Here is a 21,865-nt window from a genome sequence, read left to right as displayed (position 1 = left end):
CTAGTGGTTCATCACAGTGATTTTGACGTTTTGATACCGAGCCATCCGAGGATAGGCAACTTTTCGGGTGGCAAGAGGATCTCGATGCTTCGAGCGACGCCGGGCTGGCGACGAATGAACCCGTTGCGTTCGAGGGTGAGGATCATCTGGTGGACTGACGGCGGGCTGACGCGGAAATGCCGCTGGATGTCGGCCTCGGCGGGCGGCTGTCCGAACATGTACGAGTAGGTATGGATGAAAGCGAGATAGTGTCCCTGCTTCTCGGTGAAGTGCGCGCCTGATTTTTGACTCATAGCTGGATTCGTCCCGGCCTCCGACAAGGAGGCGAAGCATGAATGTACGTTATCGGGTCGAATTGAGCCAAGCCGAGCGGGACGAACTGACGGCAATGCTCGGCGGCGGCACGCATTCCGCCCGCAAACTCAAACGGGCTCAGATTGTGCTGGCGGCCGATTCAGGCAGCTGCGACGCGGAGATTGCCCGAACCGTCCGGGTCAGCCTTTCCACCGTCGGCCGGACCAAACGCCGTTTCGTAGAAGGCAATCTGGAGCGGGCCTTGAGTGAGGAGCCGCGTCCGGGCGCGGAACGCAAGCTGACAGGCAAGGAAGAGGCCCTGCTGGTGGCGACGGCATGCGCCAAGCCGCCCGCCGGCCGCAAACGCTGGACGCTGACATTGCTGGCCGACGCGATGGTCAAGCTCACCGATCACGCCAGCCTGTCGGGCGAGACCGTGCGCCGCCGGCTGGCCGACAACGACCTCAAGCCGTGGCGCCGGGATATGTGGTGCATTCCTCATGTCGACGGCGAATACGTCGCCCGGATGGAGGATGTGCTCGATCTCTACGCCGAGGCGCCGGATCCCGAGCGGCCCCTGGTTTGCTTCGACGAGACCCCAGTCCAGCTGATCGGCGAGGTACGCCAGCCGATCCCTGCCCAACCGGGACAGCGCGAGCGCTACGATTACGAATATCGCCGCAACGGTACCGTCAATCTCTTCGTCACCTTCGATCCGCATCGCGGCTGGCGCAATGTCAAGGTTACAGACCACCGCGCCGCGGTCGACTACGCGCACTGCATGCGCGAACTCGTCGACGTCCACTATCCCAATGCCGCCTGCATCCGTGTGGTGCAGGACAATCTGTCGATTCATACGGCCGGCGCGCTATATCAGGCATTTGCGCCTGCCGAGGCCCGTCGCATCCTGCGCCGCCTCGAGTTCCACTACACCCCGAAACACGCCAGCTGGCTCAATATGGTCGAGTGCGAGATCAGCGTGCTGCAGCGCCAGTGTCTCGGCCGTCGCATCGACGATCCCAAAAGGCTTCGAAAAGAAATCGCAGCATGGCAACGGCAGCGAAACAAGGCGCGAGACCGCATCAAATGGATGTTCACAACCGACAAAGCCCGCGCCAAACTCGGTCGCGCCTATCCAGTTGCCGCCAAAGAGTCAAAACCACTGTGATGAACCACTAGACCTCACCGGCGGACCTCCCATTTCAGCGCTTCCGCATTCTCCTTGGCGAACATCGTCGGCACGTCGAACTTGCCGGTCTTGAGATCATAGCGGCACTGCCAGCCGCCCAGCCCCTTCCTGGCAACGCGTTTGGGATGGTTGTCGTATTCGCCCGCCAGCGAGATCACGAGGTAACGGTTGTCGGGCCAGTCCACGCCGAGCCAGCGATAGGCCTCTTCCGTACCTTTCATGAGATTGGCCGTAATGTGGAAGTCGAGCTTGGTGAACTTCTTCGTCTCCGGCCGGCTGTAGAAATAGCTCCAGGCGAGATCGCTGAGCGACTTCTTCGTCGCGTTCACGAAGACTCCGTTCTCGACATGGTAGAGAAAGAGGTCCTGCTCGCCCGAGCCGGTCTTCTGCATCCGCACCAGCCACTGCGAATCGTTGGTGAAGCGGAAGCCGGCGCCAAAGCCCTGCTCCGGCTTCAGCTCCGTCATCTGCTCGCCGTGCCGGGCCCAGACCTGCCATTTGACGTCGAAAAGATCGCCGTCCTTCATGTACTGCTCGAGCTTGGTGGCGCCGTCGGGGGAGGTGAAGGCGAGGTCGGCGTTGTCGGTGAGGACGAAGCCCGGCGGCGGGCCGGATGCGGACAGCGCCGGCGAGGCGGCGAGGCTGATGGCAAAGGCAAGGGCGATCGCTGGCCGGTAGGCGAGGCGAAATGTGTTCACGGAAAAATCCTTTAAGAAATGCGGGTGCGACTTCACTGATTTGACATCGCCGGCACGCTTCCGGTTCACCCCGGACCCGGGCCGTGTCGACCCGAAAATCATCCCTTCGGGCGACTTGCTGGCGCGCGCAAAACGGCGCAGGTTGGCGTAGGTTTAAGTCCGTGACTGATTTGCGACCGAGGCTGGGTTGTGTCGATGATTACAGCGTCCAAAGCACTGATTGCGTTCTGTATCCTGGCGATGGTCGGAACCGTGCTCGTGATCGGTCCGGCCGAGGTGCGCCGCATGCTGCCGGGCGGATCGACCGCGGAGGTCGCCAGCGCCGCCAAGCCGGAAGCCACGTCCGAGGCCAAAGTCGAGCCCGAGGCAAAGCCCGAGCGGATGCTCGCGGAAGCCGCGCCCTCGACGCAGGCCCCTGCCGCGTCCAAGCCGGCGGCCGCCCTGGCCGACACCCAGACGCAAGCGACGGCCGCGCTCGCCGATCTCGCGCCGGTCACGGCGCCGCCGGCGGCGGCCGACACCGGCCCCCGCTTCGATGTCGCGCGCATCGACGATCACGGCGAGGCTGCAGTGATCGCCGGCCAGGCCGCGCCCGGCGCGAAGGTCGAGCTGCTGCGCGACGGCAAGCCACTCGACACCGTGGTTGCCGATGCCTCGGGTCAGTTCGTCATGACCCCGCCGCCGCTGCCTGCCGGCTCCTATGAGCTGACCCTGCGCGCCAAAGCGCCTGACGGCACCGTCACGGAATCTGGCCGCCGCGTGCCGGTCACGATCGCCGAAGCCGCCCCGCCGCCCGCACGTCTTGCTTCCGCGCGCCCCGATGCGTTGCCTGTCGGCAAGCCAGAGACCAAGTCGGCCGAGAGGCCGGAGCAGGATATCGTTGCGGCTCTGCCGTCTGCCGCGCCGCGCCTTGCCGCGGCGACGGACCGGCCCGCAGTCCACCAGAGGATGATGGGTGCGGCAAAGCCAAGGATCATGGCAAGGGCGACCGCCGCAGACATCGTGAGCGGCGCACCTTCCGAGCCCGGCACAAGCCGGGTGATCTCCCGCGGCGACAGCCTGTGGGCCATCAGCCGGCTCGCTTACGGCGACGGCTCCCGCTACGCGCTGATCTTCAACGCCAACCGCGGCAAGATCCACAACCCGAATTTGATCTATCCCGGCCAGACTTTCGTGCTGCCGCAAAAGGCGCAGTGACGACAGGGCGTTTCGCTGCCCCGAAATGCCGGAGTTGCTCCGCGCGCCACGATGTCACCGCCTTGGTTTGACAACGTGCGCCAGCGCTTCGACGCGGTGGTTGCGACGCTTTAACTCTCATGCAGCCGGAACCTTTGGTTCCCCCGCGCGTCATTACGATGCGACGCGATGCGTGCTTGGCGCTGGAGGAGGGCCAAGTGACCAAGTCAGTGGTCAGGTCAGTGGTCATGTCGAGATCACGCGTGGGACGGGCACTTGCCGGCGCGATCCTTGTGGGTCTGGCAGTGCTGCTGCCGAATACGGCGGAGGCACAGTTTGGTCTGCGTGGCGGTCCGCTCGGTGTCGCCCGCTTTGCCGTTGGCCATGTGCTCGGCATAGCGCGCCTGCGCCACGCCCGCATGGCGGTGCGGAGCGGCCGTTACCGCACCGCCGCGTTGAGGTCGCAAGACCCGCGCGGCGCTGAACGCGGCCAGCCCGCCAATCCCTATGCCTTGCGTGCGGCACTCACCGCGCAGGCGGCGCTGTCGGGCTGGCATGGCGGTCGTCGTCCACAGGGCTGGTGGCGACATCCCGACGGCAGCTACGGCTGGGCCGGTCCGGTGTTCTGGCCGTTCGCGCATGACGATCTCACCACCGCAATCATCTTCGGCGACCAGACCAGCCTCTCGCTCTACGGCTATGGCGATATCTATGCCGCGATCTTCGTGCCCTATGCATCTGCCGAGCTCGTCGCCTACACCGAGCCACAGGGCCGTCGCGCGCGAAGAGTCCCGACGGCGCAGAATATCTGCGATGCCAGCGACACCGGCGGTCTTCCGCTCGATCGCATCGTCGCCACCGTGCAGCCGAACGAAGTGCAGCGCGCAGCGCTCGACGAACTCGCGACAGCCTGGACTTCGGCGCGCGATACCATTCGCGCCGCCTGCCCGGCGCAGGCACCTGTTAATGCGGCCGATCGTCTCGGCCTGATGCAGACGCGCCTCGAAGCCATGATCAAGGCGACGGACGCGGCCGCGCCGGCGCTGGCAAAATTCTACGATCTGCTCAACGACGATCAGAGGGCCAAATTCAACGCGCTCGGCAAGGACAGCCGTGTCGCTGTCCAAGCTGCTGGTCAAGCCAAGGACACGCAGGCGGCGGCCTGCCAGGCGGGCTATGAGCCGCAATATGACGTGCAGGCGCAGCGCCAGTACGAACAGCTCGTGAAGCAGCAATGGCCCGCCGACGACATCGCCTCCACCTTGCGCCTGGACGACACCGGCCGTGCCCGGCTCGACGTGCTCCAGGACACTACGCTGCGGACCCTGGAGACGCTGAGCTCGTGTCCGCAAAAGGCCGCGCCCACGCCTCAAGCCCGTCTCGCCGCGGTCAAGACGCGGCTCGAGACCATGCTGCAGGCGGTCAAGGGCGTAAGCGACGCGCTCGATGATTTCGAGGCGGACCTCAGCGACGAGCAGAAGGGGCAGTTCGAGGCGATGGGACCGAAGCGCGGAGCGTGAGGATCGGGTCGCCCTGCAGCGCCGGTCTAGCCGCAGGCCCAGTCGAACTTCATCTCCTTGAAGTCGAGCTGCGCGTTGCCGCCGCCAAAATTGTAGCCGCCGAAATATTCCTCGAACTCGATGTAGAACGGGCTCATTTCGGGCTCGGACTGGCAGGGCCGCATGGTGCCGCCGAGATGGTTTTGGGCGTGGTCCTTGCTCCAATCCTGGAGGCGGAAATTGTCGCGGCTCTGCACGCCACCGACGTAATAGTAAAACGGTTGATAGCCGGTCGGCGCGATGCGGCTTGTGTACTCGTCCTGCGGACACTTGCCGGCATTGGGATCGGTCGCGCGCGGCGTCAATGCAATCGCGCGGTTTTCGGCGAGGTCGGCGCGTGGTGAACCGGAGAACATCTTCTTCGCGTAAGGCGCGGCGGCTTCATGGAAGGCGCTGGCGCCGCCGACGTCGAGCCAGCGCGGTCGTTCCGCAGTTGCCAGCGCAAGCGGCCCTGGCGGCGTCGCGAATGCGCCGTCATATTCGCGCGCAGTGAGCAGCAGCGCTGCATATTCGTAATCGAGGATGTCGGTCATGCGTGAGAGGCGCGGATGCGCAGGTCCCGCCAGCACCGCCTCGCGGATTTCAGGGTCGTCGGGCGCGCCGCCGTCATTGTGATCGGGCGCGGTGGCGAAGAACGACACTGCGACGATGTCCTCGCCATGCACGCGATAGTCGTCGGGTAGCTTCAAGGTGAAGCCGTGCATCAGCGGATAGCCGGTGACGGGATCCAGCGGCCACTGCTCGGTCGAGATGCCCGGCGGCAAGCCATAGACCCAGCCATGATCAAGCGCCCGGTCGGCGGGACGGTCCAGCATCTGCAAATCATACGCGCGCGAAGGCAAGGCAAATACCACGATCATTTCCATCCGAACTTTGGCCTCGTCGCTGAGGCGATGGTTAGTCGCGCCGAAGGAGGATGTGGTTCGTGTGCGATTGCGCGAGTCGCGACGACGATGCGGCGTGCGCCGATACGCTTCCTCCCCCCTTGCGGGGGAGGGCAGGGGAGGGGGGTAGCCCAGGCAAAGGTCTATCAGTTGAGAATGTGTCGCGAATGCCGGAATCGAGAGAGCATACCGTGTGGCACCCCTCTCCCTAGCCCTCCCCCGCAAGGGGGGAGGGAACGCACCGAGTGCGTGGAAGGAGGTGGACTACATCCTCCGCCGCGCCGCGGAGGCATCCACCACGTTTTCGACTTCCTCGCGCCAGGACAGGATCTCCATCGCGAGCACGGGATGGTTGAAACCCTTGAGCTGGAGATCGTCGAGCGCACGCGCTTCGACCCAGGGTTCGACCATGCCAAAGACGCGGCGGCTGACCACGATCTGGCCGGCCTTGGCCTCGTCGCAGAGGCGCGAGGCGAGATTGGTGACGCTGCCGATCGCGGCATATTCCGAGCGCTGCTCGAAGCCGATCTGGCCGAGCGTGGCGTAGCCCATCGCGATGCCCAGGCCAAAGCCGAGGGAGTGGCCGCGATTCTTCCATTTCTCGGTCAGGTGGCCGATCGCATCGCGCATCTCGACCGCCATCTTCACCGCGCGCTTGGTGTGGTCGGCGAACTGGATCGGCGCGTTGAACAGGATCATCACGCCGTCGCCGGCGAAGCGGTCGAGCGTGCCCTCGTAGCGGAAGATCAGCTCGCCGAGCGCGGCGTGATATTCGCGCAGCACGTTCATCGCCTCTTCCGGCTCGGTCGCTTCCGTGAAGGAGGTGAAGCCGCGCAGATCGCAGAACACCACGGTCACCTCGCGACGATGACTGTCAAGCAGGGCGTCGTGACCGTCGGTGGAGGCGATGAGCTGGGCGACCTGCGGCGCGAGGAAGCGTTCGAGCCGCTTGATGCGGCCGATCTCGCCGAGTTGCTTCTCGACGCGTTCCTCGAGCGAGCGATTCCAGTTGCGGAGCTGCTCGGTCTGCTCTTGGAGCTTTGCCGCCTGCTGCTGCACGGTTTCGTGCGCAGCGGCGAGCTCGCGGCCCTTGTGGTCGACCTCGGTGAACAGCCGCGCATTGCGCATCGCCAGCACGGCCTGGTGCGCGAAGGTCCGCATCAAGCCGGTGAGGTTGCCCGGGAATTCGCCGGCCGCGCGGCGCAGCACCACCAGCGAGCCGAGCGTGCCCTGCTGGTCGACCAGCGGCACCACCAGCACGGAGTGGAAGCCGGCATTGACCGCAACGTCGCGCAGGGGCTGTTCGCTCGCATGGTCGAGATCGGCCAGCGCGATCGGCTCACCGCTTTCAGCAGCATCGCTTAGGATGTTCGCGCCCTCGTCGATGGTGACATGCGCGCCCTCGACGGATTTGTCGATGCCGTCGGCCTCGACCAGGTTGAATTGCCGCTTGGCCGCGTCATAGCCGTAGATCAAGACGGCATCTGCCCGGGTGATCTCGAGCGCACGGGCGGCGATCGTCGGCAGCACCGCGTTGAGATCGAGCGAGGAGGCGACGGCGCGGCCGACTTCCTCCAGCACCTTGAGCTCGTTGATCGACTGCGCGAGGTCGCGCGTGCGCTCCTCGACCTTGGTTTCCAGGCCCGAATAGGTCTCCTGGAGCTGGCCGGCCATGCGGTTGAACTGGCCGGCGAGATCCTCGAGCTCGTCGGAGGTGTGCACGTCGATGCGATGGCTGAAATCGCCTTCGCCGAGCTTGTGCGCGCCGTCGCGCAGCGCGGTGATCGGGATGATCATGCGGCGGGCGAGCAGGGTGCCGGCGAGGATCGCGACCATCAGGCCCATGCCGATCAGCAGCGCGACGCGCACGAGCTGGTCGCGGATCGGCGTCAGCGCCTGCGCGGTCGGCTGCTCGAACAGCACGCTCCAGCCGAGCTTCGGCATGGCGCTTGCGGCGGTCAGCACCGCATGGCCGTTGAAATCGGTGCCGGACGTGTCGGGCTCGCGGCCGGGTGCGATCGCAGCCGCGACCTGTGGCAGCTTCGACAGATCCTTGCCGACCTCGGGTCCCCTCGACGACGTCGCCAGCACGTGGCCGCGTGGATCGACCACATAGGCGAAGGCTGCCTTGCCGACCTGCGCGTCGGTGAGGAAATCGGAAAGAAAGCTGAGATCGATTTCGGCGACGGTGACGCCGGCGTTGAAACCGGAATGCGCCACCGAGATCGACATGAACGGCGTCCGGCCGACGAAATAGGCTGGAGCATAGCTGACGCCACGGGCAACCGCGTCGGTGAAGCGCACGTCGCGGGAGAGGTCGGCGTTGCTGCCGGTCGTGGTCGACTGGCGCGAGACGCGCAGCACCTCGCGGCCTTCGCCGTTGAGCTGGAACAGCTGGCTGACGACCGCGACCTGGTGCAGGAGCTGGGCGTAGTCGGCGCGACGCTTGTCGATGGTATCCTGGCTCGCGCGGGTCACCCAGCTGATCTGGCGCTCGAGCTCGGAGATCGATTGTTCGACCCGCCGGGAGGCAGCCTGCGCCTTGTCCTCCAGCCCACCGGTCAACGACGTCTTTGTGGCGCGATAGGAGATCCAGGTCTCCATCGCGCCGTTGACGGCGAGCACGAACACGACGAGGCCGACGAGGGAGACGACGTATTTGGCGAACAGGCCCTCGCGCAAAAACCCGATCTTGTCTTTCGCTCCTGCCATCCGGATCCTCACGCGCCGCGACCGACGCCGGCGCTATGGGCCGTACAGGCCCTGCGGCCTTCTACCATAGTTTGGGGCGGGGGGCCGGTGGCGCGCTCGGCGTGGTTACCCGCTGTGGACGCCATGCCGGTCCGAGGAGCGGTGAATTGCCGCAGTACGCTCTCCTCCGTTCGGAGGGAGCCTTGGAAGGACGGCCAAAGGCCCTCGCGCCGGTCCGTCAATCACCGGCTAAAGAGCTGCCGCAGCACGTCGTTCATCGGCTGGCTGTCCTGCTGCGCGGCCGGCGGGTTCTCCTGGGCGGGCGGCGCGGGCGAGGCCTGCGGCTCCGGCGTGGCCGGACTTGCCGGCAGGCTGCGGCTGCGGGCGGTACCGGTCCCAGTGCCGCTGGAGAGGCCCTGCTGGATCAGATTGCCGATGGCTTCACCGAGCGGCCCGCCAAGCAGATTGTTCTGCCCCGGCTGCTGCGTTTGCGGATTGGGATTGCTGCCTGCGTTACCGCCGCTTGGCGCGCTGCCGCCGAGGCCGAAGCTGCCCAGGATGTTGCCGAGCCCGGCGCCATCAGGGCCGAACAGGCCCTTGCCCATTTCGCGCAGCTTGGCGTAGGCGGCGTCCGGATTGTCGAGCATGCCGGCCATATCCGGATAGATCCGCGGCTGCGACCACGGGCCCTGAATCATCACGGGGATGCCGAAACCGACCGGCTCGGAGGTGCGGCCCTGGCCTTCGGTCGTCATCACCAGCTTAGGCTCGACGCGAAAGCCCATCATCTTGGTATCGAGTGCGATGGTGCCGGCGCCGGTCACGCGCACCAGCGGTCCGATCAGGTTGAGATCCGTCGTCACCGCCTGACCCTTGTCGATGCGGAAGGAGGCAGAGAGTTGCGACAGGTCCGTGCTCTGTTCCTGGCTGTCCTGCCAGCCCGAGAGCGTGCCCGTCGTCAGCGAGCGGATCATCTGCGCGACATTGATGCCGCGGATGGCGCCGTCCTGGAAATTGGCGAACGCCGTGCCCTGCATGTTCGCCATCAGCGCGCGCTGGCTGGTGCCGGCGCTGCGCAGGGCGAGCTTGGCCTGCAGCTTGCCGTCGATCCGGTCGAAATCGGCAAGCCCCTTCAACAACGGCAGGGCGCGCACGCCGACGAGGTCGGAATGCATGGCAAAGCTCGGCGCGCCGCTGGTCGCATCCAGAATCACCTCGCCCGAAACCTGGCCGTCATAGGCGCCGAGATTGGCGGTGCTGGCCTTCAGCACGCCGCCGGCGAGCTTCGCATCGAGCGCGAGCGGCGCGAGACGCGCTTCGCCGATGGCCGCTTCGTTCGCCGAGACCCTGATCTGCGCGTCGATATAATTGAGCCCGGAAACGTCGATCGGCGCATTGCTCCAGGGTTGCGTGGCTGCGCTCTCGGGCGACTTGGACAGCGGGATCGCAAGCCGCTGGAAGTCGAGATCGACCTTGACCAGGGGCTTGCTGGCGATGTCGACCGAAGCCCAGCCGTTGAAGGTGCCATCGCCGAGCGTGCCGCTCAGGCTGTTGATCATCACGATCGGGCCATTGAGCCGCATTTCAGCGCGGCCCTTGAGCTGCGACGTCAGCACGCTGGGCATGTCGATGGCGAAATCCACCGGGACCGTCTGCCGCTCGATCGGCGCAGCCGGCGCCGTTGCCTTGATGTCGAACTTGATCGGGTTCTCGCCGGCGCGTGCGGTGCCGGTGAAATCGACCTTGCGGTCGCGGCTCGTGACGGCGTCAGCATCGATGGCACTGATGCGTCCCTCGACGCGGTCGCGCACGCGCGAGAACGCAACCTCGCCATCGGTGACCTTGATGCGGTCGATGCTCGCGCCATCGATGCCGAGCGGCACGGCCGGCGTCGGCGACGGATTGGCATTCGGCAGGCGCTCACGCAGCAGCGGCTGGTAGAGCACGGGATGGGTGATGATGAGCTCGCTGATCTTGGGGCGGCCCGACCACACGCTGGACAGCGTCATGTCGGCCTGCACGCTGTCGACCGTCAGGCGCGTGATGCCGCTGCGGTCCTTCGGGTCCTGCAGCGTGAGGTCGTTCAGCGTCACGTTCAGTGTCGGCCACAGGCTGACCTTGGTGGTGCCGTCGATCGACAGGCGATAGCCGGTCGCATTTTCGACGCGCGACGCGATCGTCGAGGTCAGGAAACCCGAAGGAATCCCGACCACGAGGAGAAGCGCGATCACGATGATGACGGCGGCGACTGCCGCGCCGGCGAATTTCACTGCTCTCATGTCGACTTTCCAACGACGGACAAGCGGCGTCGATCCCGGCCGTCACCCGTCCCTTGCGCGAGTTTATCCCGGGACGGGAAGTTGCTCCAAGCGGTCAAAAATAGTCTGGGGGTGCTGCAAAGTTATGTGACTTATGACACACTTCTCTGGCACGACTTTACGCGATTCTGATTTTGATGGTTCCAAGGGATTTGCCGACGGATTTACCAGGGGAATTGATAAGGGATTTGAGATGAGCAAGCAGGCCGAATTTGCGGTCATTCTGAAGATGAACCCGATGTTCGCGGATCTCGGCGCGGACGAATTGCAGCGGCTGTCCAACCTCTGCCACACCCAGCATCTGGCGAACGGCGAGGTGCTGTTCCAGAAGGGCGATGCCGGGGATGCACTGTTCGGCGTTCGTCGCGGCCAGATCCGCATCGAGACCGGCGCCTCCGACGGCAGCCGGCTGACGCTCAATTTCATGGGCCCGGGCGATCTGTTTGGCGAGGTCGCGGTGCTGGACGGCCAGAGCCGCACGGCGGACGCGACCGCCGGCGAAGCCAGCGAGTTGTTCGTGCTGCGCCGCGAGGATTTTCTCGCCTTCCTCGAGCGCGAGCCGAAGGTCGCGATCAAGATCATCGCGCTGCTCTGCCAGCGGATACGCTGGCAGAGCGAGCGCATGGAGGAATCCATGCTGCAGCCGCTGCCGGTGCGGCTCGCGCGGCGGCTTTGCGCGCTCGCTGCCGACTTCGGCTCCGAGGTGCACATCTCGCAGGAACAGCTCGGCGTCTTCGTCGGCGCCGCCCGCGAAAGCGTCAATCGCCAGCTTCAGGCCTGGCGCAAGGACGCGATCCTGGATCTCCAGCGTGGCCGCATCCTCCTGAAGAACATGACAAGGCTGACGTCGATCGCGCGGAACGAGTAGGGGATGCAGCGGTAGAGCTGCAGTTCACTCCGCCGCAGGATGAACCATCTTCCTTGGTGCCGGTGTCGCTTCGGCGGGCGCGGCTCCATGGTGGTCGGCGGTTTCGGCATCCTCGCTGTGCACAATCAGCCGTTTGCCGAAGCGCCAGAACAGCGCGCCGAGGTCATCCATCACCATGAACATCGCGGGCACGAACACCAGCGACAGGACGGTCGAGAACAGAAGGCCGCCGATCACCGCGAGCGCCATTGGTGAGCGGAACTCACCGCCGGCGCCGACCGCGAGCGCGCTCGGCATCATGCCGGCGACCATCGCGATCGTGGTCATCACGATCGGGCGGGCGCGCTTCATGCCCGCGTCGATCATGGCGTCTTCGCGCGTCTTGCCGGCACGGATCGCCTCGATCGCGAACTCCACCAGCATGATCGCATTCTTGGTCACGATACCCATCAGCATCAGGATGCCGATCCAAACCGGTGTGGTGAGCTGCTTGCCGGTGACGAGCAGCGCGGCGATGGCGCCGCCGATCGAGAGCGGCAGCGAGAACAGGATGGTGATCGGCTGCAGGAAGGTGCCGAACAGCAGCACCAGCACCGCATAGACCATCATCAGCCCCGCCGTGATCGCGGTGGCGAAGCCGTCCGACAGTTCGTTGAGGCTTTCGGCGTCGCCGGAGGGCGAGACCCTCACGCCCTTCGGCAAACTCTTCATCACCGGCAGGTCGTAGATCTTCTTGGTGGCGTCGCCGAGCGCCGCGGAGCCGACGAGGTCGGCGGCGACGGTTGCCTGCCGCTCGCGGTCGTAGCGGTTGATGCTGGTCGGACCCTGGTCGAGCTTGACGTCGGCGATGACCGAGAGCGGCACGCCCCCCTTCTCCCCGTGCTCACCGAGCGGAACGCGCAGCTGCTCGAGGGTCTTGAGATTGGCACGCGCGGCGTCCTCGAGCTGCACGCGGATCGGCACCAGGCGGTCGCCGACGTCGAACTTGGCGAGCGCGGGACCGACATCGCCGATGGTCGCGACGCGGATGGTCTGCGACAGGCTTTCGGTCGAGACGCCGAGGCGCGCGGCGAGGTCGGCGCGCGGCTCGATGCGCAGCTCGGGCCGTTCCAGCGCGGTCTCCGAGATCACGTTGGAGATGGTTGGAATTCGCTTCATCTGCGTCGCGAGCTCGCTCGCGACGTTGTTGACGATGTTGGCGTCGACGCCGGTCACGACCAGCGAGATCGCGCGCAGCCCGTTCTCGTCCAGGAACCAGAACCGGATGTCGGGGATGTTCTCCAGTTCCTGGCTGATCGAGAATTCGAGCTCGCGCTGGGTGATGTCGCGTGAGGTCTTGGGCGTGTAATTGATGATCAGAGCCGCGCGACGCACCTCCTGCGTTCCCGGCGGAACACGGCCGCCGTCGACGAAGATGCTTTTCACTTCGGGGCGCTGGCGCAGGCGCGCGACGATGTCCTCGGTGACTTTCTCGGTGTAGGCGAGCTGGGTGCCGGGCGGCAGCTCGATCGCGAGCAGCGAGCGCGCGCTGTCCTGCGCGGGCAGGAAGCCCTGCGGCAGCAACGTGATACTCCAGATCGAGGCGGCGAAGATCGCAAGGCCGATCAGCACGGTGATATAATGATGCTTCACCGACCAGGCCACGATCTTGTGGTAGGTGCGCAGCACGCGCCCCGGCGGCGGCTCTTCGTGATTGTGGTGCTTGAGGAAGTAAGCCGCCAGCATCGGCGTCACGAAGCGCGCCGCGAGCAGCGAGAAGAACACCTGCACGGAGACGGTGATGCCGAACTGCTTGAAGAACTGTCCGGCGATGCCCGACATGAAGCTCGCCGGCGCGAAGATCGCGATGATGGTGAGCGAGATCGCGATGACGGCGAGGCCGATTTCATCGGCGGCTTCGAGCGCGGCACGATAGGGCGACTTGCCCATGTTCATGTGCCGCACGATGTTCTCGATCTCGACGATGGCGTCGTCGACCAGAATACCCGTCGACAGCGTGATGGCGAGGAAGCTGACGAGGTTGAGCGAGAAGCCGAGGAGGTCCATCGCCCAGAACGCGGGGAAGATCGACAGCGGCAGCGAGATCGCGGCGATGATGGTGGCGCGCAGGTCGCGCAGGAACAGCAGCACGATGATGACGGCGAGGATGGCGCCTTCGAACAGGGTCGAGATCGCCGCCTCGTAATTGCCCTTGGTGAATTCGACCGAGGTGTCGATCAGCTTGAGGTCGACATCCGGATAGGCTGCCTTGAGCGCATCGATGCGCTTCTGCACGGCGGCGGCGACCACGACGTCGCTGGCGCCCTTGGAGCGCTTGATGCCGAGTGCCACGACCGGCTCGCCGTTGAAGCGGGCGAAGGTACGGCGATCGGCAATGGTGTCGGTGACGGTGCCGAGATCGTCGAGCCGGACCTCGCCGCCGCCGAACAGCGGGATCATGGTGCCGGCGAGGTCGCTCAAGGTCTTGGCGCCGGCAAGCGTCCGGATCGCCTGGTCGTTCTTGCCGATCTCGGCGCGGCCGCCGGCGACGTCGACATTGGTGCCGCGCAGGCTCTGGCTGACATTGACGGCGGTCAGCCCCATCGCCTGCAGGCGGTCGGGATCGAGCGAGACCAGGATCTCGCGCTCGACACCGCCGATGCGCTCGACCTGGGCGACGCCGCGCACGCCCTGCAGCGCGCGCTTGACCACGTCGTCGACGAAATAGGACAGTTGTTCCGGCGTCTTGCCGGGCGAGATCGCGGCGTAGGTGACGATCGGCAGGCCGATCACATCGACGCGCTGGATCAAGGGCTCGGTGACGTTCTGCGGCAGGTTGGAACGCACGCGCGTGACGGCGTCCTTGACGTCGTTGAGCGCGCGATCGGTGTTGGTCTCGAGCGCGAACTGGATCGTGGTCACCGACAGGCCGTCGGTGATCGACGAGGTGATGTGCCGCACGCCTTCGACGCCGGAGACCGCGTCTTCAACCGTCTTGGTGACCTGGGATTCGAGCTCGGCGGGCGCCGCACCGAATTGCGACACAGCCACCGAGATCACGGGAATGTCGGCCGAAGGCAGTCGCGTCACCGCGAGCTTGGTGAAAGAGACCCAGCCGAGGATCAGGAGGATGATCGAAAAGACGACCGATGGCAGCGGATTGCGAATCGACCATGCCGAGATATTGAGAGCCATCAGCGTACTCGCGATCGATCGATTTCATCGGCGAAGACAGTCTTGATCTGGTCTCCGTCATGCAGCGAAGAGCCAGCGTCGGCCACGACGATTTCGCCCACGTCGAGGCCTTCCAGGATTTCCGTTGAGGTGTCGGACGTCAGTCCGACCCGCACCCTGCGCGTCTCGACCGTATTGCCTTTGACCACCTGGATGGTGAGATGGTCAATGGCGGTCTTGGGAACCGCAACGCCGCAGCTTCGCTTGGCGTCGATCGAGGCGCGGGCGAACATGCCGACCTTCAACGACGGATTGTTGGTGACGCTGATGCGGACACGGCCGAGCTGGGTGGCGCGGTCGATCTCGGGCGAGACCAGCCGAACCCGCCCGATCAGGTCGGGCGCGTCGTCGCGGCTGATCCGCACGGTGGCGCCCGGGTTGAGCTTGGGCATGTGCACCGCCGGAACCTGCGCGTCGAGCTCGATCTCGCCGTTGACGGCGATACGGAACATTGGGCCTGCCTGAGGGGAAGCCGGTGCACCGACGACGGTGCGGACTTCGGTGACGAGGCCGGCGGCAGGCGCCTTCAGCGAGATTGGACCTTGCGCGCCGGGCCGTGCCGGCTGGCCCGGAATCTGTGGTGGCGGCGTCAGGCGGGCCAGCTCCTGGTTCTCGGTGACGGTGGCGCCTTCCGTGACGAAGACGTCGGTGACCCGGGATCCCTCCTGGTCGGCCACGACCACGGCCTCGCGCCGCGGCACGAAGAAGCCGGTCACCCGTACCAGATCAGAGAAGCAGGCGTTGGTCGACTTCGTCACGACGACGAGCGCCTCGGTCGGCGTTTCCTTGGCTTCCGGACGACGCCGATGCTCGAACAAATAATAGCCGACGCCGAGCGCAACGATGAACAGCACGGTTCCGGCAGGCTTGAGATATTCGGTGACCTTCATCGCCGGATCATCCTGGCCTGTCTCACGGCCGTCCGTACGAGGCCTGCTGAGATTGTTTCCCTGAAACGAAGCGGCGCCCCGCAAGGCTGCGGGACGCGCTTGGGCGCCGAGACTTTACACCACATCACAAATGATCACTGCGAGAATTACGTCGTGGTCACTTCGATGCGGTGGTCTTGTTTTCCATGTTGACGACCTGCACGCGGCGGTTCACCTCCGCCATCGGCTGGCTCGGGTCCTTCAGCTTGCTCTTGCCGTAGCCGACGGTGACGAGATCGGTCGCGGCGATGCTGTACTTGTCGACGAGATAGCGCTTGATCGAATCCGCGCGGCGCTCCGACAGGTCCTGGTTGTAGGCCTCGCCGCCGGCGGCATCGGTGTGACCGGCGACGACGAAGGTCGAGCCCTTCAGGTCCGGGCTGGTCAGTGCGCGGCCGAGCGCCTGGACCGAGGGAAGCGACTTGGCGCTGATATTGGCCGAGTTGTAGTCGAAGGTGATCTCGAGATCGATGTTCGGCTTGTCCTTGGCCACTGACGCGATCTCCTCGCGCTCGGTGACCGAGAGCGAACGTGTGGAGCGGCCGCGGACGGACTGGAGCAGCTTGGTCTCTGCCGCGCTCGGTGCCGGATCGGCGGTCTGCGGGCCGATCGAAAGGCCGCGGGTGAGAGGCTTCTTCGCCGCCGGCGCCAGCGCGCGAACGATCTCATCCTCGCTGACGTTCTTGCCGTTGCCGTCATCGCCCGCGCGCACGGGCGAGGGCGCCAGCGACAGGGCGGCACTGACGGTAATGATGGACAGGATCGCGGTCAGTCCCTTTGCAGCCAATCTCATTGCCAGTCCCTCCTGCGCAGCCGGCGCGCGCGGTTCCAAAATTTCTGCAATAAGCCCCCGGAAGGCCGCATGCGGCATTGTCAAATTAGTCGCCGGCAGGGCGATAGGGTTCGAGGCACGCCCTGCCTCAACTCAAAAAAATATCAACGCACTCCGTAACTTGCGAACTCCTGAACGATGTTCGGGTCCATCGCCTTGGCATTCGCAATGTCGAGGGCTCCCTCCTGGGCCGAGCCGTTACGCTGCTTGGCGAGGCCCCGGCCGTAGAGCGAGGAGGTCAGGCGCGGGTTGATCTTCAGCGCCGCGTCGAAATCGGCGATGGCGTTCTTCACTGCACCCGATTTCAGGTTGACGAGGCCCCGGCTGTCGAGCGCATCGACGAAATTCGGCCGCAGCCGCAGTGCCTCGTTGCAATCCCTCAGCGCGCCCTGGAGATCGCCGATCACGGTGCGGGTCCAGCAGCGGTTGTTCAGCGCCTCGACGTCCTTCGCATTGATCCGCAGTGTGCCGTCGAAATCCTTGATGGCGAGGTCGTAGGCCCCCTTGCTGGCATAGACCTGGCCGCGCCGGTACAGCGCGTTCACATCGTCCGGATTGGCGGCGATCTTCGCCGTCAGGCTCTTGATGGTGGGATCGTCAGCCAGCACGGCCGGGCTTGGGCCGCTTTGGCTCGGGCCGGCGTCGGCGCTCGGCGGGGTGACGGGATCAGCCGGCTTCACCGGCGGTGGCGGCGGAGGCAAGGCAGCTTCCACCTGCGGCTTCGGCGATGGGGCCGGTGCCGGGGCAGGCGCGGCGGTTGCCTCAGTCGGCTTCGGTGCCGGAGGCGGTGACGGTGCGGCGGGCGGTGCAGGCGGCGGGTTGTTGGCAACCACGGCAGGCGGCGGAGCGGGAGGCGCAGGGGGCGGTGTCGTCGCCGTCGGACGCGATCCGCCGGCGCCCGGAATGAACGAAAAATCCTCGGCCAGCGAGGACGATATCCACGGCACCTGCTCGCCGCGCGAGGCGCGGGTGACGCCCATCTTGGTGCGGTTCAGCGTCTCCTCGGCCATCAGGTCGGGGACGCGGATTTCCTTCAGCAACTCCTGGACGAACAGGCTGTGGTCGCCACCGGCGTCAGAGACCACCGAGGCCAGCGCCGCCGAGTACATCACCAGCGTGCCGTTCGGCGCGATGACGGGCGTAAGGCCTGCGGAGAAGCTGCGGAACCGGCGCTCGAACGGGTTGCGCCTGGACGCATCGATCAGCGCGATCTTGACGCCGGCGCCGCGGGTGTTGAGCTCGCCGAGGATGGTTTCGATGCTGAAGCCGTCACGGCGCACATCGGACTCGGTCCAGATCTGCGCATCGATCGGGATCATGTAGCTCTGACGAGCCGACTGGATGCCAAAACCGCTATAGAACACCAGCGCCACCGAGCCCGGCTTGATCTTGCCGTAGAGCTTGTCGAAGGCGCGGCGCATGGCGTCGCCGGTCAGGTTCTCGCCGATCTCGACGGAAAAGCCGTCCCGCTTGAGCTCGTCGGCGACGTCGCGCGCGTCGTTGATCGGTTCCTTCAGCGGGCTGTCCGCGTCCGGATATTTGGCGTTGCCGATGACCAGCGCGAAACGGTCGCCGGCCGCGAGCGATGGCGCGGTTGGAAGGAGCGAGACAAGCAAGAGCAGAAGAAAAAGGAAGCGAATTTTCATAATCAGCGCGGTCCAGCCAAAAAGGCGCCGTTCCCAGCTTGCGCCGCGGCGACCTTAACTTACGCTATCTGCATTATCAAACCGGGGGGAGGGGGCGTCAACCGCTTGGAGATTCGGCGTTATCGCGACAATTGACCGCGACGCCGCTAGCAGATGCAGGGGGAATAAGTCGGCAGTCACGGCTTCTCTCGATGGGGGTTCGATTCGAGGTTCAGGCCTCTTGGGCCGATCCATGTTAGGCCGGCCACCGCGACGAAAATGTGATTGGTCTCACACTAATACGCGGGGAGCGCGCCGTTTGACGTTTGCGACGGACGATGGCTTGGTGTGCGGGATCGTCCCGAAAGACCAACCTCAGAAAAAAGCAAAACCATGGGAAACGCCTACGAAATCTACGCGCTGCGCTATGCGACGATGTCGCCGCGCACCCCTCACATGAACTTCCTGTTGCCGGACCCGCATGACAGCGCGGCACAGGACCTCGACTATTTCGTCTGGCTGATCCGCGGCGGCGGCCGCGAGATCCTGGTCGACACCGGCTTCAATGCCGAGGAAGCGAGCTTGCGGGCCCGCAAGCTGACGCTCAATCCGGTCGATGCGCTGGAGCGCTTTGGCGTTTCCGCGTCAAGCATCCGCGACATCATCGTGACGCATCTGCATTACGACCACGCCGGCAATCTCGACCGCTTCCCCAATGCACGCTTCCATCTCCAGGAGCGCGAGATGGCTTACGCGACCGGGCGCTGCATGTGCAACGGCCTGCTGCGACATCCGTTCTCGGTCGAGCACGTCACGCTGATGGTACGCCATGTCTATGGCGAGCGCGTCACCTTCTACTCCGGCGAGGGCGGGGTCGCGCCCGGCGTCACCGTGCACCGCGTCGGCGGTCATTCCGATGGCTTGCAGGTCGTCAAGGTCGAGACTGCGCGCGGGCCGGTGGTGCTGGCGTCCGATGCGGCGCATTATTACGCCAATTTGCAGCGGCGCAGCCCGTTCCCGATCGTCTACAATGTCGGCGACATGGCGACAGGCTGGGAGACGATCGAGCGTCTCGCCGGTCATCCCGATCGCTTCATCCCCGGACACGATCCGCTCGTGACGGAAATCTATCCGCGCGCCAGCGACAAGATCGACGCGTGGGCGTTGCATCTGCCGCCGTCGAAGTCGTTTGCGAAATAGCATGATGCCGGACCCTCATCCTGAGGAGGCCGCGTAGCGGCCGTCTCGAAGGATGAAGCCAAGATGAAGCAGCGGGGCCTTCATGGTTCGAGACGGCGCTTCGCGCCTCCTCACCATGAGGGTCCGCTAATACGCTTCCTTGGCGTCCGCCTCCTCGCTGGTCTGGATCAGATCGAGACTCTGCTCGACCTTGCCGAGCAGCGCGGACAATTGCTTGCGTTCCTGCGCCGAAAGACAAGAGAGGATCTCGTCTTCCCGCCGCAGCAGTTGCGGGAACAGCTCCTCGTAGAGCGCGCGGCCCTTCTTCGTCAGTTGCAGGCGGAATTCGCGGCGATCGGCCGCGTTCTCGACCCGCTCGATCAGCTCGTCATGCAGCAACGTGGTCACCGCGCGGCTGATGGTCGATTTGTGCGTGCGGGTACATTGCGAGATGTACTGCGCGCTGCAGGCATCGTTGCGAAAGCCGAGCGTCGCCAGCACCCGCCAGGCCGGAATGTCGAGGCCGTGGCGCTCCTGATACTCGACCGCGAGCGCGGCGCTGACTTCGGCAGCCAACCGGTTGAGGCGGAACGGCACGAACTTGAACAGGTCGAGCCGCGCCTTCGCCAATGTGTCGTCCGCGTCACGAGTCTTCAGCGCGGTATCTGTCGTCCTCGCCAAAATGCGCTCCGAATTCCAGTTGACGGCCGGCCGGCTCCGGTCCAAAATAGTTGCACGTGAGACTATCTAGCAGATCAGTCCCCTCCTGACCAGAGCCGAGGTTAGCGCATGGCGCAGGCAAAGACCCAGTTCGGCTACCGCCGCCACCCCGATCAGGACCGCCCCGGCCCTAACCCGGCAGAGCATGCGGTGGTCGTGGTTGGCGCCGGCCCGGTCGGCCTGTCGCTGGCGATCGACCTTGCCCAGCGCGGCCAGCGCGTTGTCCTCTTGGATGATGCCGACCGCATCGGCGAGGGCTCGCGCGCGATCTGCTTCTCCAAGCGTTCGCTGGAATATTGGGACCGGCTCGGCGTCGGCGACCGCATGGTCGACAAGGGCGTGGTCTGGAGCGTCGGCCGCATCTTCCACGGTGAGTCCCAGCTCTACCAGTTCAACCTGCTGCCCGAGGACGGCCACAAGCGGCCGGCCTTCATCAACCTCCAGCAATATTACGCCGAGGCCTATCTGGTCGATCGCATTACGGATCTACCGGGGATCGATCTGCGCTGGCGCAACAAGGTAACGGCGCTGGAGCAGCGCAACGACTCCGTCGTGCTGACCATCGAGACGCCGGAGGGGGCCTATCGGCTAAGTACGCAATACGTCATCGCCTGCGACGGGGCGCGCTCATCGCTGCGGCAGATGGTCGGTGCCGAATTTGCCGGCCAGGTGTTCGAAGACCAGTTCCTGATCGCCGACGTCAAGATGACCGCGGAATTCCCGACCGAGCGCTGGTTCTGGTTCGATCCGCCGTTCCATGGCGGACGCTCGGCGCTGCTGCACCGGCAGCCCGACGACGTCTGGCGCATCGATCTGCAGCTCAGCCGCGATGCCGATCCCGTCTTCGAGAAGAAGCCGGAGAATGTGCGGCCGCGGATCGCGCGCATGCTCGGCCACGACAAGTTCGAGTTCGAATGGATCTCGCTTTACAAATTCCAATGCCGGCGCATGGATCGTTTCCTCCACGGCCGCGTGATCTTTGCCGGCGATTCCGCGCATCAGGTCTCGCCCTTTGGCGCGCGTGGCGCCAATTCAGGGCTCGAGGATGCCGAGAACCTTTCCTGGAAGCTCGATCGCGTGCTGCGCGGCTCTTCACCCGCGAGCCTGCTCGAGAGCTACCATCTCGAACGCAGCCTTGCCGCCGACGAGAACATCCGCGAATCCACGCGCTCGACCGATTTCATGGCGCCGAACACGGACCAGGAGGCGCGGCTGCGCAAGGCGGTGCTGTCGCTCGCCAAGGTGACCGAGTTCGGCAAGCGCATGGTCAATGGTGGCCGGCTGTCGGTGCCCTGCAGCTATGACTCGCCGCTGTCCTCGCCAGATGCGGAGGCGTGGCGAGGTGGCCCGCGGCCCGGCTGTTCCATGCTGGATGCGCCGATCGAGGCACGCGCAGGCGAACAGAGCTATCTGACGGACATGTTCCGCAACGGAGGAACGGACTTCGCCCTGCTGTCGTTCAGCAATGGTGCAGCAGTCGAGGCGCCCGACGGCGTCAAGGATATCCGGATCGGTGGTGCGGGTGGATTGGCCGATTCTGCCGGCCTTGCCGCGAAGCGCTACGACGCCGAGCCAGGCTCGGCCTATCTGCTCCGGCCCGACGGCTATGTCGCGGCGCGCTTTCGGCATCCGACGCGCGGGTCGATCGCAGCCGCATTGTCGCGTGCCGAAGGTTTGAACTGAGGTTTCG

16 protein-coding genes are annotated in these 21,865 nt (G+C 65.3%); 6 read left to right on the top strand and 10 right to left on the bottom strand.

The features are described from left to right. Nucleotides 1–11: 11 nt before the first annotated feature. Nucleotides 12–293 (bottom strand): LexA family protein, encoded by a 282-nt coding sequence (locus AXW67_RS38085; protein WP_063675745.1) that lies wholly within the window; start codon nt 291–293, stop codon nt 12–14. 38 nt (nt 294–331) lie between these two features. Here AXW67_RS38085 and AXW67_RS38080 point away from each other — a divergent pair, with 38 nt between their 5' ends. Beyond that, nucleotides 332–1,462, top strand: a complete 1,131-nt coding sequence (locus AXW67_RS38080; RefSeq protein ID WP_063675747.1) for an IS630 family transposase — start codon at nt 332–334, stop codon at nt 1,460–1,462. Nucleotides 1,463–1,476: 14 nt separating this feature from the next. On the opposite strand, the gene AXW67_RS38075 is transcribed toward AXW67_RS38080, so the two are convergent. Continuing rightward, on the bottom strand, nt 1,477–2,181 hold the full coding sequence (locus AXW67_RS38075) for a hypothetical protein (protein WP_063682040.1): 705 nt from the start codon (nt 2,179–2,181) through the stop codon (nt 1,477–1,479). 195 nt (nt 2,182–2,376) lie between these two features. Between AXW67_RS38075 and AXW67_RS38070 the strand changes: the two genes are divergently transcribed. Both AXW67_RS38070 and AXW67_RS38065 read left to right on the top strand, forming a co-directional pair. Beyond that, nucleotides 2,377–3,378, top strand: a complete 1,002-nt coding sequence (locus AXW67_RS38070) for a LysM peptidoglycan-binding domain-containing protein (protein ID WP_063682036.1) — start codon at nt 2,377–2,379, stop codon at nt 3,376–3,378. A gap of 227 nt (nt 3,379–3,605) precedes the next feature. Beyond that, nucleotides 3,606–4,877: a Spy/CpxP family protein refolding chaperone gene (locus tag AXW67_RS38065; RefSeq protein ID WP_063682035.1), complete on the top strand. Its 1,272-nt coding sequence runs from the start codon at nt 3,606–3,608 to the stop codon at nt 4,875–4,877. 26 nt (nt 4,878–4,903) lie between these two features. Here AXW67_RS38065 and AXW67_RS38060 read toward each other — a convergent pair whose 3' ends face one another. The 3 genes from AXW67_RS38060 to AXW67_RS38050 form a co-directional block, all read right to left on the bottom strand. Next, complete coding sequence (locus tag AXW67_RS38060; RefSeq protein WP_245315857.1) at nt 4,904–5,731, bottom strand: hypothetical protein; 828 nt, start codon at nt 5,729–5,731, stop codon at nt 4,904–4,906. Nucleotides 5,732–6,064: 333 nt separating this feature from the next. Beyond that, nucleotides 6,065–8,512 carry an adenylate/guanylate cyclase domain-containing protein gene (locus AXW67_RS38055; protein WP_063682034.1) on the bottom strand — a complete coding sequence of 816 codons (2,448 nt, stop codon included), beginning with the start codon at nt 8,510–8,512 and terminating at the stop codon, nt 6,065–6,067. A 221-nt stretch (nt 8,513–8,733) separates the two neighbouring features. Then, nucleotides 8,734–10,770 (bottom strand): AsmA family protein, encoded by a 2,037-nt coding sequence (locus AXW67_RS38050; protein WP_063682033.1) that lies wholly within the window; start codon nt 10,768–10,770, stop codon nt 8,734–8,736. A gap of 232 nt (nt 10,771–11,002) precedes the next feature. Here AXW67_RS38050 and AXW67_RS38045 point away from each other — a divergent pair, with 232 nt between their 5' ends. Further along, the gene (locus tag AXW67_RS38045; protein ID WP_027554964.1) at nt 11,003–11,677 is read left to right on the top strand and encodes a Crp/Fnr family transcriptional regulator; all 675 of its coding nucleotides are present in this window, start codon (nt 11,003–11,005) and stop codon (nt 11,675–11,677) included. Between the two features lie 24 nt (nt 11,678–11,701). Here AXW67_RS38045 and AXW67_RS38040 read toward each other — a convergent pair whose 3' ends face one another. The 4 genes from AXW67_RS38040 to AXW67_RS38025 all read right to left on the bottom strand — a co-directional run bounded on the left by AXW67_RS38040 (nt 11,702) and on the right by AXW67_RS38025 (nt 18,297). Then, nucleotides 11,702–14,851 (bottom strand): efflux RND transporter permease subunit, encoded by a 3,150-nt coding sequence (locus AXW67_RS38040; protein WP_063682032.1) that lies wholly within the window; start codon nt 14,849–14,851, stop codon nt 11,702–11,704. After that, nucleotides 14,851–15,780: an efflux RND transporter periplasmic adaptor subunit gene (locus AXW67_RS38035; protein ID WP_027554966.1), complete on the bottom strand. Its 930-nt coding sequence runs from the start codon at nt 15,778–15,780 to the stop codon at nt 14,851–14,853. Before AXW67_RS38035 ends, AXW67_RS38040 begins: the two co-directional genes overlap by 1 nt. Before the next feature lie 157 nt (nt 15,781–15,937). Beyond that, complete coding sequence (locus tag AXW67_RS38030; protein ID WP_063682031.1) at nt 15,938–16,612, bottom strand: OmpA family protein; 675 nt, start codon at nt 16,610–16,612, stop codon at nt 15,938–15,940. Between the two features lie 143 nt (nt 16,613–16,755). After that, the gene (locus AXW67_RS38025; protein ID WP_063682030.1) at nt 16,756–18,297 is read right to left on the bottom strand and encodes a caspase family protein; all 1,542 of its coding nucleotides are present in this window, start codon (nt 18,295–18,297) and stop codon (nt 16,756–16,758) included. A 372-nt stretch (nt 18,298–18,669) separates the two neighbouring features. Here AXW67_RS38025 and AXW67_RS38020 point away from each other — a divergent pair, with 372 nt between their 5' ends. After that, nucleotides 18,670–19,476: an N-acyl homoserine lactonase family protein gene (locus AXW67_RS38020; RefSeq protein ID WP_063682029.1), complete on the top strand. Its 807-nt coding sequence runs from the start codon at nt 18,670–18,672 to the stop codon at nt 19,474–19,476. A gap of 126 nt (nt 19,477–19,602) precedes the next feature. Here the strand turns inward: AXW67_RS38020 and AXW67_RS38015 are convergent, their stop codons facing one another. Then, nucleotides 19,603–20,136, bottom strand: a complete 534-nt coding sequence (locus AXW67_RS38015; RefSeq protein ID WP_027554970.1) for a MarR family winged helix-turn-helix transcriptional regulator — start codon at nt 20,134–20,136, stop codon at nt 19,603–19,605. A 108-nt stretch (nt 20,137–20,244) separates the two neighbouring features. Here AXW67_RS38015 and AXW67_RS38010 point away from each other — a divergent pair, with 108 nt between their 5' ends. Continuing rightward, on the top strand, nt 20,245–21,858 hold the full coding sequence (locus AXW67_RS38010) for an FAD-dependent oxidoreductase (RefSeq protein ID WP_063682028.1): 1,614 nt from the start codon (nt 20,245–20,247) through the stop codon (nt 21,856–21,858). Nucleotides 21,859–21,865 lie beyond the last annotated feature (7 nt).

The organism is Bradyrhizobium neotropicale, from assembly GCF_001641695.1.
Taxonomy (GTDB): domain Bacteria; phylum Pseudomonadota; class Alphaproteobacteria; order Rhizobiales; family Xanthobacteraceae; genus Bradyrhizobium; species Bradyrhizobium neotropicale.
The sequence above is the reverse complement of the archived record's forward strand: the minus strand, read 5'-3'. Positions and strand labels throughout refer to the sequence as shown.

Excerpts from the sequence above, each read along its gene's own strand:
- AXW67_RS38020 (WP_063682029.1), top strand. The coding sequence starts at position 18,670 with ATGGGAAACGCCTACGAAATCTACGCGCTGCGCTATGCGACGATGTCG.
- AXW67_RS38065 (WP_063682035.1), top strand. The coding sequence starts at position 3,606 with ATGTCGAGATCACGCGTGGGACGGGCACTTGCCGGCGCGATCCTTGTG.
- AXW67_RS38060 (WP_245315857.1), bottom strand. The coding sequence starts at position 5,731 with ATGCTGGACCGTCCCGCCGACCGGGCGCTTGATCATGGCTGGGTCTAT.
- AXW67_RS38080 (WP_063675747.1), top strand. The coding sequence starts at position 332 with ATGAATGTACGTTATCGGGTCGAATTGAGCCAAGCCGAGCGGGACGAA.
- AXW67_RS38035 (WP_027554966.1), bottom strand. The coding sequence starts at position 15,780 with ATGAAGGTCACCGAATATCTCAAGCCTGCCGGAACCGTGCTGTTCATC.
- AXW67_RS38045 (WP_027554964.1), top strand. The coding sequence starts at position 11,003 with ATGAGCAAGCAGGCCGAATTTGCGGTCATTCTGAAGATGAACCCGATG.
- AXW67_RS38025 (WP_063682030.1), bottom strand. The coding sequence starts at position 18,297 with ATGAAAATTCGCTTCCTTTTTCTTCTGCTCTTGCTTGTCTCGCTCCTT.
- AXW67_RS38030 (WP_063682031.1), bottom strand. The coding sequence starts at position 16,612 with ATGAGATTGGCTGCAAAGGGACTGACCGCGATCCTGTCCATCATTACC.
- AXW67_RS38010 (WP_063682028.1), top strand. The coding sequence starts at position 20,245 with ATGGCGCAGGCAAAGACCCAGTTCGGCTACCGCCGCCACCCCGATCAG.
- AXW67_RS38070 (WP_063682036.1), top strand. The coding sequence starts at position 2,377 with ATGATTACAGCGTCCAAAGCACTGATTGCGTTCTGTATCCTGGCGATG.
- AXW67_RS38040 (WP_063682032.1), bottom strand. The coding sequence starts at position 14,851 with ATGGCTCTCAATATCTCGGCATGGTCGATTCGCAATCCGCTGCCATCG.
- AXW67_RS38050 (WP_063682033.1), bottom strand. The coding sequence starts at position 10,770 with ATGAGAGCAGTGAAATTCGCCGGCGCGGCAGTCGCCGCCGTCATCATC.
- AXW67_RS38085 (WP_063675745.1), bottom strand. The coding sequence starts at position 293 with ATGAGTCAAAAATCAGGCGCGCACTTCACCGAGAAGCAGGGACACTAT.
- AXW67_RS38055 (WP_063682034.1), bottom strand. The coding sequence starts at position 8,512 with ATGGCAGGAGCGAAAGACAAGATCGGGTTTTTGCGCGAGGGCCTGTTC.